At 59.4% G+C, this 13,441-nt stretch carries 12 protein-coding genes; 1 reads left to right on the plus strand and 11 read right to left on the minus strand.

Features of this window, described 5'->3' with window-relative positions; translation table 11 throughout:
- Positions 1-77: 77 nt before the first annotated feature.
- The 6 genes from gspD to ACJO3T_RS04975 form a co-directional block, all read right to left on the minus strand.
- Complete coding sequence (gene gspD, locus ACJO3T_RS04950) at positions 78-2,072, minus strand: type II secretion system secretin GspD (RefSeq protein WP_406962217.1); 1,995 nt, start codon at positions 2,070-2,072, stop codon at positions 78-80.
- A 196-nt stretch (positions 2,073-2,268) separates the two neighbouring features.
- Entirely contained in the window at positions 2,269-3,117 is an 849-nt protein-coding gene (locus ACJO3T_RS04955; protein ID WP_406977961.1) for a type II secretion system protein N, read from the minus strand.
- Entirely contained in the window at positions 3,117-3,911 is a 795-nt protein-coding gene (gspN, locus tag ACJO3T_RS04960) for a type II secretion system protein N (RefSeq protein WP_406962213.1), read from the minus strand. Before gspN ends, ACJO3T_RS04955 begins: the two co-directional genes overlap by 1 nt.
- A 273-nt stretch (positions 3,912-4,184) precedes the next feature.
- Positions 4,185-5,831 (minus strand): chaperonin GroEL, encoded by a 1,647-nt coding sequence (gene groL, locus ACJO3T_RS04965; protein WP_406962190.1) that lies wholly within the window; start codon positions 5,829-5,831, stop codon positions 4,185-4,187.
- A gap of 88 nt (positions 5,832-5,919) precedes the next feature.
- Complete coding sequence (gene groES / locus ACJO3T_RS04970; RefSeq protein ID WP_328185551.1) at positions 5,920-6,210, minus strand: co-chaperone GroES; 291 nt, start codon at positions 6,208-6,210, stop codon at positions 5,920-5,922.
- Between the two features lie 162 nt (positions 6,211-6,372).
- Positions 6,373-6,882 (minus strand): FxsA family protein, encoded by a 510-nt coding sequence (locus ACJO3T_RS04975; protein ID WP_406962187.1) that lies wholly within the window; start codon positions 6,880-6,882, stop codon positions 6,373-6,375.
- Between the two features lie 348 nt (positions 6,883-7,230).
- Between ACJO3T_RS04975 and ACJO3T_RS04980 the strand changes: the two genes are divergently transcribed.
- Complete coding sequence (locus ACJO3T_RS04980; protein WP_406962185.1) at positions 7,231-7,539, plus strand: MGMT family protein; 309 nt, start codon at positions 7,231-7,233, stop codon at positions 7,537-7,539.
- A gap of 21 nt (positions 7,540-7,560) precedes the next feature.
- Here ACJO3T_RS04980 and ACJO3T_RS04985 read toward each other — a convergent pair whose 3' ends face one another.
- The 5 genes from ACJO3T_RS04985 to fliD all read right to left on the minus strand — a co-directional run bounded on the left by ACJO3T_RS04985 (position 7,561) and on the right by fliD (position 13,249).
- Complete coding sequence (locus ACJO3T_RS04985) at positions 7,561-8,994, minus strand: AmpG family muropeptide MFS transporter (protein WP_406977962.1); 1,434 nt, start codon at positions 8,992-8,994, stop codon at positions 7,561-7,563.
- 32 nt (positions 8,995-9,026) lie between these two features.
- Positions 9,027-9,509: a YajQ family cyclic di-GMP-binding protein gene (locus ACJO3T_RS04990; protein ID WP_406977963.1), complete on the minus strand. Its 483-nt coding sequence runs from the start codon at positions 9,507-9,509 to the stop codon at positions 9,027-9,029.
- Between the two features lie 450 nt (positions 9,510-9,959).
- A complete protein-coding gene (locus ACJO3T_RS04995) occupies positions 9,960-11,171 on the minus strand; it encodes an argininosuccinate synthase (protein ID WP_406977964.1) in 1,212 nt (403 codons plus the stop codon).
- Between the two features lie 207 nt (positions 11,172-11,378).
- Entirely contained in the window at positions 11,379-11,783 is a 405-nt protein-coding gene (fliS, locus tag ACJO3T_RS05000) for a flagellar export chaperone FliS (RefSeq protein WP_406962177.1), read from the minus strand.
- 56 nt (positions 11,784-11,839) lie between these two features.
- Complete coding sequence (gene fliD / locus ACJO3T_RS05005) at positions 11,840-13,249, minus strand: flagellar filament capping protein FliD (protein WP_406962175.1); 1,410 nt, start codon at positions 13,247-13,249, stop codon at positions 11,840-11,842.
- Between the last annotated feature and the right edge of the window lie 192 nt (positions 13,250-13,441).

Raw genomic sequence — 13,441 nt, forward strand, 5'->3', positions numbered from 1 at the left:
CCAGCATAGCTGGCGGCCCCTGTCATTCCTGCGTTCCCTGACCTCACAGACCCTATCGGGGTTCCGTTCCGTGAATGCTACTGCTCAGCGGCCTCCTCCTTGGCCCGCTGGGCTTCACGGTACTCCTTGCCCCGGAACAGCGTCTCAATCTCCGGTGGTACCTCATCCTCCTCCGGCAGGTCCAGCTTTCCACGAATATCCAGATTGATATCCCACAGCCCCGCATACTTGTCATCAGTGACTTCGGCGGACTTGGCCTTGTCCAGCATGATGGTGGGACGCAAGAAAACCAGGAGGTTCCGCTTTTCACGTCTTTCCGACGTGGAGGAGAACAGACGTCCCAGGATCGGGATATCACCCAACAGGGGCACCTTGCTCTCGCTGATGCGGACATTCTCGTTAATCAGGCCGCCCAGCACGATGGTTTCACCATCATCTGCCAGAACGGTCGTCTTGATCTCTCGTTTGTTGGTTATGATATCGGACGCATCCTCGACACTGTCGGCAATGTCTTCTGTCGTCTGCTCCACAACCAGCCTCACCAAACCGTCATCACTGATACTTGGCGTAACCTTCAGGGTAAGACCAATATCACGCCGCTCGATGGTGGTGAACGGGTTACTCAGCCCATCGCCGGCCGTCGCCTGTTCGCCGGTACGGAAAGGCACGTTCTGACCCACGATAATCTCGGACTCCTGGTTATCCAGGGTGATAATGCTGGGCGTGGACAGCAGGTTTGCCGCGGCCGAGGTAGACAGGGCCTGCAACAGGACGCCCCAGGTAACGCCATCCTCATTACGCTGACCGGCCCCCATGGTGATACCACCCACCGCCGGGGCAATCAGGCTTTCCTCAAGGATGGCACCGATGACATCACCAATACTGTTGCCGACGTTATTGAAGTTGGAACCAATGACCGGCGTAGACCCGCCCCCTTCGTCGGCCGCCGCAAATTGCACACCCAGGTCCTCGCCAAGCTGATCACTGATTTCCACGATAGCCGCCTCGATCATCACCTGGGCGCGACGAACATCCAACTGAGAGATGATCATTTCCGCTTCCTGCATCATGGAAGGCTCACCCCGCAACACCAGGGCATTCAGGCCCTCGTCCGCAAACACCGAAAACCCGGTGGTGTTGCGGCGACTGGAACCACCACTGCCGCCGCCTTCGCCTTCGGCTTCACGGACCACTTCGCCCATGACACCTTCGAGGATTTCGGTAATATTCTTCGCATCGCCGTGATTAAGTCGAACCACCTTGGTCGTGCCACCGGTGGCAGAGGGCTGGTCCAACTGGTGGATCAGGTTACGCATCTTGTCACGGAAATTCTTGTCGCCCCGCAGGATCAGCCGGTTACTTCGTTCATCAGCGGTGACACTGAACTTGCGGGAGGGGGACTCACCGCCCCCCCCGGCACGCCCCAGCTCGTCGGGGGCCAGTTCCTGCAACAGGGTAACCATATCGCCAACCCAGGCTTCGTCCAGCTGGATCACTTCCACTTCGTATTCAGAGGGGCTATCCAGATCCCGGACAATCTCCTCGATACGCTCGATATTGTTGCGGTGGTCGCTGACAATCAGCGCGTTGGCGGCAGCCACACCAGCGAGATGCCCGTATTTGGCCACCAGCGGACGCAGGATGGGAACCAGTTCCAGGGCGTTGGCATTGTTGACCGGGATAACCCGGGTGATGAGTTGCTCGCTGGGCGTTTCAGCAAATCGGGTAAGATCCTCGGCGTTCTGTTTGGCATCCACCTGCTGGATGACCTTGATCACCTCCTCCCCGGGAATGGCTGTGAAACCATGCACCTGCAGTACCGCCAGGAACAGGTCATAGATCTCGTCCTTGTTCATCGGGGCACTGGACAGGACCGTCACCTTGCCTTTGACCCTGGGGTCCACCACAAAGCTGTAACCGGTTATGTCGGCAACCTGCGTGACAAAGGCACGGATGTCCGCATCCTTGAGGTTCAACCGCCAGGTACCTTCCTGCGCCTGGGCCACAGTCATCAGCGGCAGCAACAGGGCCAGCGCCAGGGCCCGAAAAAGAGGTGTGGTGAGCTTAATCATGCAACGATCGCGTCCTGTATCGATGAGAAGCCTTGCGATGCCCCTGGGAGGAGCCCCGGATGACTTCAGGTCTGGCCGAAGGCAGCCGGTAAGTTCCAGAAACACTATGGCTTTCTGATTGTCTTTCGGGGACACCGCCCCCCGATCCTTCCTTACATGGAGCCATGGTCGGCTCCCCTGTCTGTATGTGGCAAAACTACTGTGGTAACGCGTAGGTTACCGTGAAACGGGCACCATCCCGTTCAACTTCCACCTGCAACTGACTTTCGGACCGCAGTGTTTCCAGTAGTTGCCGATCCTGTTCCAGGTCACCCAGCTGGTAGCCGTTGATGGCCGTGATGACATCGCCCTCGCGCAGGTTCACCGCCCGCAGCATGGCGTTGGAGCCGTCAAACACGTAGCCCTGTGAGCCGCCATCCTCCACCGGCTGGAGGCCAAATGCAAGTAACGCGTTCGCACCTTCGCTAGCCAGTCGTTCCTGTGCCTGATCCAGGAAATCCCCCGACGTATCATCGGAAACCGCCTCCGGTTCCATAGCGGCAATAGCCGGTCCTTCGCTGTCTTCGTCGAAGGCAAGGGACTCCAGCGCACCCTGGCGACGGATCAGTATACGCCCGGGTTCCACCTCCACAAGCTCGGCATTACCCGGGATGATCTCACCCACCCGATAATGGGCAGTAATGTTACCCCCGCTTGTCACTATAGCACCGGAGTTCTCAGGCCGCTCCGCCACCATCACCCCTTCCAGGGTCAGTCGCAGGCGGGTTTCCGGGGCATTGCGGCGTACCGTCTCGGGCACCGGCTGATTGCCGGCAGTCTGACCGAACAGCTCCATACTGCCCAGCGGGGCACTCACCCGGGCCGCTCCGCCGGCTGAGGGCGCTCCATCCTGATAGAGCGATACCACCGGTTTCTCATCCCATATCAGGAACCAGGTGAGCCAGGCCGCGCCCACCGCACCGTGGACCAACAGCCCCACCATCAGCAGGTTGCCCAGCCAACGGGGCAGCCAGCCCGGCACCCTGACGGAGGATCGCCTGGCCATCAGAGCCGACCTCCCGGTACCAGGGGTTGCTGCACCTGAAAGATCACATCGCCGGGCGCGGCCGATGCTGACCATTGCTGCCCGGCGAGGTCGACCATGCGTTTATAGACACGAATCCCCATCATGCCATCAAAGCCGATGGTGGCATCGGCGGCCGGCTCTGCCTTCCCTTCCTCGGCAATCGTCAGCAGGACGCCCTGAGTCGTGTCCGCCAGCGTGGCCTGCATGGGCGGAAATACCGTGGTCTGGACACTGCCCCCCATGGGCCAGCTCACCTGACCACCCGGCCAGCGGCCAAGACCGGTCGCACTCTCCAAGCGGCCATCGCTGGCAGCAATACGTAAACGCTCGATAATGACGTCCCCTTCCAGCAGGGCGCCACCGCTCTGCCGGATCAATTCCTCGAACTCCGCCACATGGACACGCCCGGTGGCGTCCACAACCAGAGATGAAGGCCAACCCAAAAGCAGGTCACCCCGGACACGGGATCCCCCGGTTTCGGCGGTAAAGGCCACGGGTTGTCGCAGACCCGCGATATCCGGCCAGGACAGGTCCCAGGCGACTCTCACCGGGTGACGCTGCACCTCCAGCCGTGCCGCCCCCTGCCAGAGTGTACCGGATACCCGCTGCACCTGAACGCCCGGCGGCAATCCCACACTGGCGGAGACCTGCGACCAGACCCAGCCAGCGGGCGTCCACGCCACCAGGGCCACGAGGTAGACCACCACCGCCAGCAATACCAGCAGGATGACCTTCATGGGCCTGAGGAAAGAGCGTTCGGGTGAGTCGGTCATCAAGTGCTGGATACCATTATCGACTGAATATCCACGACCAGACTTGGCAAGCCGGCGGGAGTTTGAGTAATTTCTGAATTATGGCAAGAACCTGCGATGACTTTGTGACATTGCTTCACAGGTTTCAGGCCAGTGGGCAGATTCTACGTGACCTGCACCCCGATTTGAAAATACCACAGAAACAAAAAAAACCCCGCCGGGATTTCTCCCGTGCGGGGTTTTATGGGCGGAGTCAGTACCCGGAAGCACTGTTCCGTCAGGCATCCAGGGGCATTACATCATGCCGCCCATGCCGCCCATTCCACCCATGTCCGGCATACCACCGCCGCCGGCGCCTTCCTCTTCCGGCTCGTCGGCTACCATCGCCTCGGTGGTGATGATCAGGGACGCAACGGAAGCGGCTGCCTGCAGCGCGGAACGGGTGACCTTGGCAGGATCCAGGATACCCATTTCCAGCATGTCGCCGTATTCCTCGGTGGCGGCGTTGTAGCCAAAGGCACCTTCACCTTCACGCACCTTGGCCACAACAACGGAGGACTCACCGCCAGCGTTGAATACGATCTGACGCAGGGGGGCTTCCATGGCACGGCGGAGGATGTTGACACCCATTGTCTGCTCTTCGTTGAGGGCATCGACCTTGTCCAGGGCCGCAATGGCACGGATCAGGGTCACACCACCACCCGGTACGATGCCTTCCTCGACCGCAGCGCGGGTGGAATGCAGGGCATCCTCAACACGGGCCTTCTTCTCTTTCATTTCCACTTCGGAGCCTGCGCCTACCTTGATGACGGCAACACCGCCGGCCAGCTTGGCTACCCGCTCCTGCAGCTTCTCCTTGTCGTAGTCGGAGGAGCTGTCCTCGATCTGCTTGCGGATCTGCTCGACGCGGGCCTCAATGTCGCCCTCGGCACCAGCACCACCAATCAGAGTGGTGTTTTCCTTGGTGACGTTGACACGCTTGGCGGTGCCCAGGTCATCCAGGGTGGTGTTCTCCAGGGTCAGACCCACTTCTTCGGAGATCACGGTACCGCCGGTCAAGATGGCGATGTCCTGCAGCATTTCCTTGCGACGGTCGCCAAAGCCCGGCGCCTTCACGGCGTTGACCTTGACGATACCGCGCATGTTGTTCACCACCAGGGTTGCCAGGGCTTCGCCCTCGATGTCCTCGGCGATGATCTGCAGCGGCTTGCCAGCCTTGGCTACGGCTTCCAGCACCGGCAGCAGTTCGCGGATGTTGGAGATCTTCTTGTCCACCAGCAGGATGTACGGATCTTCCAGCTCGGCGGACATGTTGTCCTGGTTGTTGATGAAGTACGGGCTCAGGTAGCCACGGTCGAACTGCATGCCTTCAACCACGTCCAGCTCGTCTTCCAGGCCACGGCCTTCCTCAACGGTGATAACACCTTCCTTGCCGACTTTCTCCATCGCATCGGCGATGATCCTGCCGATGGTTTCGTCACCGTTGGCGGAGATGGTGCCAACCTGGGCGATGTTGTGGCTGGTGTCGCAGGGCTTGGCCATTTCACGGATGGCCTTGACGGCCTCGGTGGTGGCCTTGTCAATGCCACGCTTGAGGTCCATCGGGTTCATGCCGGCGGTAACGGCCTTGATGCCCTCGTTAACGATGGACTGGGCCAGTACGGTGGCGGTAGTGGTACCATCACCGGCGGTGTCATTGGCCTGGGAAGCCACTTCCTTCACCATCTGGGCGCCCATGTTCTCGAACTTGTCTTTCAGCTCGATTTCCTTGGCCACGGACACGCCGTCCTTGGTCACGGTCGGGGCACCGAAGGACTTGTCCAGTACCACGTTACGGCCTTTCGGGCCCAGGGTTACCCTTACGGCGTCCGCCAGAGTGTTGACGCCTGCAACCATGCGCTTGCGCGCGCTGTCACCGAATTTAACGTCTTTTGCTGCCATAGTCTTCTATTCCTGTTCGTTTAAACCAATCGTCTGTCGTGTTCAGCAAACAATCAGGTTGAATGCGTTATCCGGTTGCTGCTGGCGGTCAGCCTTCGAGCACACCGTAGATTTCGTTCTCGCTCATGATCAGCAGTTCTTCACCGTCGATCTTCACGGTGTTACCCGCAAACTGACCGAATACCACGGTGTCACCTTCCTTGACCGCCAGTGAGCGGGTCTCGCCGTTATCGAGAATGCGGCCGTTGCCTACAGCCACGACCTCGCCCTGGGAGGGCTTTTCCTTGGCGTTGCCCGGAAGCACGATGCCACCGGCGGTTTTCTCTTCTTCTTCCTTACGGCGTACGACAACACGGTCGTGAAGCGGACGAATTTTCATTGCTCGGTTTCTCCAATGTCAGATTGTCTTTGGCAATGACGCTGCGTTAAAAGCCGGGGCAGTTAACTCCCTGTTTTTGCAGATGGTTATCTGCCCACAGCGAACTGGTGTCACCTAAATGGGGGTGGCGGTTTGGTTTTCAACACCCCGGGTGAAAAAATTTTACTTTTTTTCGATGTGGTCGCGGTCTCTCCCGGTTTCATCCCGATACTCCCCCTCAATGACCTCATCATCCGGACCTCGCCGGCGCCCAAAGGGATCGGTACCGCCAAACGGATCACCACCACCGGACGACCAGTAGAAACCGCCACCCTGTCCCCGGACCACGAGGCGCTTCATGGCCTGAGCAACGAACCAGTGACGGGACCCCGGAATCAGGCACAGGAAGCCGATAGTGTCGGTAATAAAACCGGGGGTCAGCAGCAGGGCACCACCCACCGCCAGGATCAACCCTTCAGCCACCTCCCTGGCAGGCAGCTCACCGCTGTTCAGCCGCTGATTGGCCCGCGTCAGGGTTGCCAGCCCCTGCTGCTTGAGCAGGGCCGCGCCAATGACCGCAGTCAGCAGGACCAGGCCCACGGTGCTGAGGGCCCCGATGATGGTCCCCACCTTGATCAGTACCACCATCTCCAGGATCGGCAGCACGATGAATAGAAATACGAAAACCGGCAACGGATGCCTCCCGGGGCCTGCCCCACTGTGACTGTCAGGCCGGATCAGATCCGGCCCGCCTCTTCTGTATTCTGCTGGAAGCCGGTAGCCCGGATTCCACGCATCCATTACCATCTGGGCAAAGTTGGAAACTTCAAGACCGGGAGGATTGGACTGAGGGGGCACACCCCAGCTCTCCCGCGTACATCCCCTCTCCCCAATGGGGGAGAGGGCCAGGGAGAGGGGAGCGCCCGCAGGGCGCCAGAAAACAAACCGGGGAGTTAACGCCTCCCCCTCTCCCTCCAGGGGAGAGGGGCTACACAGGTGCAAACCGACAACATGGGTAAAAACGACAGGACCAATAACACCATGGAACCCACACGCGAACAGAGAATATGGCAGGTGGTACTGGCCATTCCCGAAGGTCGGGTGGCCAGCTATGGTCAGGTTGCGGACATGGCGGGGCTTGGCCGCCAGGCCCGGTTCGTGGGTCGTGCCCTGGGCATGCTGCCGGAAGGTCATTCGGTGCCCTGGTTCCGGGTGATCCGCAATACCGGCCAGATTGCCTTTCCCGACGGTTCGGATACGTTCATCCGCCAGAAGACCCTGCTGGAACAGGAAGGAGTGGACGTGGTCAACGGCAGGGTGTCGATGCGACGCTTTCGCTGGCGGCCCTGAAGACCAGGCAACGTAGCCGGCTCAGGTCTCCTCCGGCGTTTCCTTATCCGGCGCCCGCTGGTCCAGTATCCGGCCCTTTTTCATGATGTAGATCACCAGCAGGATAGCAGGTACGCCCATCAGACCCGCCAGCAGGAAGAACTCGGCGTAGCCGAAGTCCGCCACCACGATGCCGGAGAAGCCCCCCAGGAACTTGCCCGGCAGGGTCATCAGGGAACTGAAGAGTGCATATTGCGTGGCCGTGAAGGAGGCACTGGTCATGCTGGACAACCAGGCAATCAGTGCCACATTGGCGATGCCACCGCTCAGGTTATCGGCACTCACCACTACCGCCAGGGTCATCAGATCCGGCGGCATCTGGGCCAGCCAGACGAACAGCAGGTTGGTGGCGGCGGTCATCACCGCCCCAATCAGCAGGATGGGCCTCACGCCGAAACGCACCACCAGCACGCCCCCAACCATGGAACCGACGATCGTCATGAAGAACCCGAAGATCTTGGTAACGTCCGCCACCTGGGTCTTGGAGAACCCCATGAAATCCAGGTAGAAAGGATTGGCCATAACGCCCATGGCAATATCCGAGATGCGGTAGACAGCCACGGTGATCAGGATGATCAGGGCCAGCTCCCGGTAGCGACGGAAAAAGTCCATGAACGGCCCCGCCACTGCGGCGGAGAACCAGCCGGCCATCCTGGCCAGCCTTGGAGGAAGGTACCCCCGTTTGGCAGCCTCCCGTTCGATCTGGTGCGCAATGTCCGCCGCCGCGGCGAAGTGGTTGACCACGGGCTCCCGGACCACCAGCACGGTGACGGCACCGACGCCCATCAGCAACGCCATAACCTGATAGGACACGGTCCAGGACCAGTACTCGGCCAGGTACAGTGCCCCCGCCCCGGCCACCAACAGCGCCAGCCGATAGCCGAAGATATAGGTGGAAGCCAGCGCCGCCTGGAGGCGGTCCTCGGCAATTTCGATACGGTAGGCATCAATGGCCACATCCTGGGTGGCCGATGAAAAGGCCACCAGCAGGCCACACAGGGCCATCATTTCCGGAGCGGCCAACGGGTCCACGGTAGCCATCAGGAACAGGCCGGTGGCGATACCCCCCTGGGCCAGCAATATCCAGCTCCGGCGCTTGCCCAGCAGGCGATCCAGCAGCGGCAGCCTGACCCGGTCCACCACCGGGGCCCACAACACCTTGATGGAATAGGTAATACCAAGCCAGCTAAAGAAGCCGATGGTCGCGGTTTCCACCCCCACATCCGCCAGCCGGGCGTTCAGGGTGGAGAACACCAGCAGGAATGGCAGACCAGCGGAAAACCCCAGGAACAGCAGGGCCACCACCTGCCAGCGGGAATAGATCTCCACCACTTCCCGCAACCAGGGCCAGCCGGTGGCATAGCGATCCACCACCCATTGCCAGAGCGAGACAAGCTTCGACCGCAGCCATGACACGTTGAACCTGGAAGAGATGGTAGCGCTCCCGTTCAGTCGCGGAAGTTATTGAACTGCAGGGGCAGGTCGAGATCCGATTCCCTCAGCATGGCGATCACCGCCTGCAGGTCATCCCGCTTCTTGCCGGTCACCCGCACCTTGTCACCCTGGATGCTGGCCTGGACCTTCAGCTTGGCGTCCTTGATCATCTTGACGAGCTTCTTGCCCTGGTCGGTCTCGATGCCCTGACGGAGCTTCAGGTGCTTGCGAACCAGCTTGCCGGCCTTGCTCTCGCCATCATCGTCGATGGCCCGGGTGTCGATATTGCGCTTGGCGAAGGCCATCCTCAACATGTCCAGCAATTGCTCCACCTGGAACTCCTGCTCAGCGCTGAGGGTAATGGACTGGTCGTCCAGTTCGATATCCGCCTCTACATTCTTGAAATCCCAGCGGTTACCCAGCTCCCGTTTGGCCTGGTCAACGGCGTTGGTGACTTCATGCATATCGATTTCGGACACAATATCAAAGGAAGGCATGGTGTTGGGTCTCCATAAACAGAATCCCGGCGGAACGGGGCGGACACGAAAGCACGATAGCATAGCGATAAACGCCTGCCACATCGAGTGTGGAAACCGTTGGACATCAGTCGATAAACGCGACAGCGCAGGGAAACACCCGGTAACAGACAATCACACAAGGCCAACAGACAGGACAACGGGCGGACAGTATTCTGAGCGCGTGGATCGGGGAGTTGTGCAGTATCCCCGGCAGTATCCACCCCCAACGGTGAGGGGTTCAGGCAGTACCCTCACCGGCTTTTTGGGACCAGTTGTATTGTTTCAGGCAGTTTCGATCTTTCCTTGTTTGTTGTTATGGGGCCGGCTTCGCAGTATCAAGCCGGCCTTTTTTCGTTGTGCGACAAACAAAAAAGGGGCAGCCCCACTTGGGGCTGCCCCTTTTTCTATAGGGCCATCATTACCCTGGCCTCAGAGCTTGCGACCCTTGCCGGCGGCAATCCGCAACCGCAAGGCGTTCAGCTTGATAAAGCCTTCCGCGTCCTTCTGGTTGTAGGCGCCTTCGTCTTCCTCGAAGGTGGCAATTTTCTCATCGAACAGCGAGTCGTCGGACTTGCGGCCCACCACGTCCACGTTGCCCTTGTAGAGCTTCAGGCGAACGGTGCCGTTGACGTACTCCTGGGTCTTGTCGATCAGCGCCTGCAGGGCCTCACGCTCCGGTGACCACCAGTAGCCGTTGTAGATCACCTCGGCGTAGCGGGGCATGATGTTGTCCTTCAGGTGGGCAACCTCACGGTCCAGGGTAATGGACTCGATGGCACGGTGGGCACGCAGCATGATTGTGCCACCCGGGGTCTCGTAGCAGCCACGGGACTTCATGCCCACGTAGCGGTTCTCGACAATGTCGATGCGGCCGATGCCATTGGCGCCGCCCACCTTGTTCAGGTGCTCCAGCACTTCGTGGGGTTTCATGGCCTGACCGTCGATGGCAACGATATCGCCCTTGTCGTAGGTCACTTCAAGATAGGTAGGCTGGTCCGGTGCGGCTTCCGGTGAAACGCTCCAGCGCCACATGTCTTCCTCGGCTTCTGCCCAGGGATCTTCCAGGTTGATGCCTTCGTAGGAGATGTGCAGCAGGTTGGCATCCATGGAGTACGGGCTCTTGCCCTTTTTCTTCTCCACCGGGATGTTGCGCTCATCGCAGTAGGCCATGAGTTTTTCGCGGGAGTTCAGGTCCCATTCCCGCCAGGGGGCGATTACTTTCACGCCGGGTTTGAGGGCGTAGGCGCCCAGCTCGAAACGCACCTGGTCGTTGCCCTTGCCGGTGGCACCGTGGGAGATGGCATCCGCACCAGTCTCGTTGGCAATCTCGATCAGGCGACGGGAGATCAGCGGGCGGGCAATGGAGGTACCCAGCAGGTACTCCCCCTCGTAGATGGTGTTGGCGCGGAACATGGGAAACACATAGTCCCGCACGTATTCCTCGCGCAGATCCTCAATGTAGATTTCCTTCACACCCAGGGCCTTGGCCTTCTCACGGGCCGGCTCCACCTCTTCACCCTGGCCGATGTCGGCGGTGAAAGTCACCACCTCACAATCGTAGGTGTCCTGCAACCAGCGGACGATCACGGATGTATCCAGACCACCGGAATAGGCCAGCACCACCTTCTTGATATCAGACATGCCCTTGCTCCTGCGATTCGAAAAACGGACAACGGAAGCCACGGAAACAGGCGTCAAAGCCGGTCACAGAGGCCCGTGTCAGGTTCAGAAAATAAGGGCGCTATTGTACGGGAGTACGGGGGGAATGGCTATCGGGAGGGAGCTTTCACGGACCCGGGGACACCGCCCCTCCCCCGGAAGGAGAGGGGTAGTGGGGGCCGTCTGGACTTAACCCGTGGCCCGGGCCTGCTGGCTGAGCACTTCCTCGCGGATGCCGTCCCAGCCTTCCTTAATGGAACGTAGCAGGTCAGCGACTTCTTCCAGTTTGCCGACGTCGTTTTTTGCGCTGGCTTCCAGCAGCGTGCGCTCCATGTAGTCGTAGAGGCTTTCCAGGCGGAGGGACAGGTCGCCGCCCTTCTCGAAATCCAGGAAGCTGCGCAGACCACCAATGATCTCAATGGCCTTGTTGATCAGTTGGGCCTTGGCCCCGTAGTCCTTCTGCTGCATCCTGGCCTTGGCCATATTGATGCGCTCCAGGGCCCCGTTGTACAGCAACTGAATGAGCTTGTGAGGATCGGCATCGGTGATGCTGGTCTGGGTGTTGATGCGCTGGTATTGCTGTAAACCGTTCATACTGACTTCCCCTAAATACTATGCCCTGAAAACGACGCCCTGACTCCTGGCTTCCATTACCCGTTCTGACTCGATGAGGGAGCCAGAGCCGCCAACTGCTGGCTGACGAAGTCCTGGGTACTCTGCAATTGGGAGATCAACTGGTCGGCTGCGGTGAACTGCTTCACCAGCCGTTCCCGCATTGACTCCATCCGCATATCCAATTGGTCCCGCTCTTCCTGGATGCTTTCCAGTCTCTCGTTAAGACCATCAGTCCGGTTTGAGAGCGTGCCATCAGACGCAAGCATGTTGTCCGCAATAGCCGTTATCCGGGCCGCGACACCCTCGGCGCCATCCACCTCGGCAAACAGTTGGGCGACTTCACCTGGCGCCTGATCAAGCTTGTCCTTGAAAACAGACTGATCAAACGTCAATTTGCCGTTGTCGTCCGGATCAGTGGCAATGCCGATATCCGCCAGGGTTCGAACCGTGCCGTTTTCAAGGCCGGGCACTACCGATGAAATCACTTCACGAAGGTCATTCCGGAGATTGCGGATGGTGGAGTCGCCGTTAAGCAGGCCACCCTGACCGGTATCGGCATTAAAGCCTGAAATAGACCGGACGACATTCTGGAACTCGTTGTACTTATCTACAAACGCCTGGACTCGCTCAGCGACCGCGTCGGAATCCTCTTCCACCTTGATGGTCGAGGTGCCCGCGCCCTTGAGTTCAAACGTCAGCCCTTCAACCGCGTCGGAAACCGTATTGCTGGACCGGGTGACGTCGATTCCGTTTACGGTCAGGAGTGCATCCTGGGCCGCTACGGTCTGCTCAAGGTTCTGGGTTGTCCCGTCGTAGACAAACTGGGATAGACCACCAGTATCCGTGTTATTGCCATCATCATCGGTGACAGTAACCTGCACCTCGTTTGCCGTGCCGCTCTCCGCCGAAGACATGACCAGCCGGAAACCCGAACCGGTATCTACCACACTGGCATTCACCCCGGCGCCGGAGTCGTTAATGGCGCTTGCCATTCCTTCAAGGGTGTTGTTACTGCCATCAATCGTAATATCCGTGGCAGTGCCGCCGACATTTATGGTCATGGTACCGGTACCGACGGTAGTGGAATCCTTGTCGGCAAACGTGGTGGAGGCCAAAGACTGGGAACGGGCCAACTGCTGCACGTCGATCTCATAGGTGCCATCATTGACCTGGGACTCGTCCATGGAAACACCAACGGTACTCTCGTTGGACGAGCTGGTATTAAATGCCATCAAGCCATCGGCGCTACTCAACCCCTCCATGGAGGAACGAAGTCCTTCAACGGCACTTTTCAATGTGCCAAAAGCGGAGATCATTGCCTCCGTGCGCTGCTGTTTCTGGTTCAGCCGGACTTCCGTTGGCTGACGCTCGGCGTTCAGGATCTGATCGACCAGATCCGAGCTGAACAATCCCGAGCCAGCCCCGAGTGACGATATGGATGCCATGATGTCATCCCCCTTGCGGTGGTATACCTGTGTGTGCTGCTACTACCTGTTATCGGCGGGGAGCGGCAAAACTTTGCCCTTTATCCGTCGAAATCCGGCATTATTTTGTAACGGCCTGTAAACCCACTATAGATGTTTCCCTGAAAGCAAGACACCGCCGGCCCCTCTCGGGTGCGGCGGTGCTGTATACCG

This window comes from Marinobacter shunpengi (assembly GCF_045449715.1).
Lineage (GTDB): Bacteria > Pseudomonadota > Gammaproteobacteria > Pseudomonadales > Oleiphilaceae > Marinobacter.

Bases quoted from the DNA above. Each gene is read 5' to 3' on its own strand.
- gspD (WP_406962217.1), bottom strand. From the start codon at position 2,072: ATGATTAAGCTCACCACACCTCTTTTTCGGGCCCTGGCGCTGGCCCTG.
- ACJO3T_RS04955 (WP_406977961.1), bottom strand. From the start codon at position 3,117: ATGGCCAGGCGATCCTCCGTCAGGGTGCCGGGCTGGCTGCCCCGTTGG.
- gspN (WP_406962213.1), bottom strand. From the start codon at position 3,911: ATGACCGACTCACCCGAACGCTCTTTCCTCAGGCCCATGAAGGTCATC.
- groL (WP_406962190.1), bottom strand. From the start codon at position 5,831: ATGGCAGCAAAAGACGTTAAATTCGGTGACAGCGCGCGCAAGCGCATG.
- groES (WP_328185551.1), bottom strand. From the start codon at position 6,210: ATGAAAATTCGTCCGCTTCACGACCGTGTTGTCGTACGCCGTAAGGAA.
- ACJO3T_RS04980 (WP_406962185.1), top strand. From the start codon at position 7,231: ATGGAACCCACACGCGAACAGAGAATATGGCAGGTGGTACTGGCCATT.
- ACJO3T_RS04990 (WP_406977963.1), bottom strand. From the start codon at position 9,509: ATGCCTTCCTTTGATATTGTGTCCGAAATCGATATGCATGAAGTCACC.
- ACJO3T_RS04995 (WP_406977964.1), bottom strand. From the start codon at position 11,171: ATGTCTGATATCAAGAAGGTGGTGCTGGCCTATTCCGGTGGTCTGGAT.
- fliS (WP_406962177.1), bottom strand. From the start codon at position 11,783: ATGAACGGTTTACAGCAATACCAGCGCATCAACACCCAGACCAGCATC.
- fliD (WP_406962175.1), bottom strand. From the start codon at position 13,249: ATGGCATCCATATCGTCACTCGGGGCTGGCTCGGGATTGTTCAGCTCG.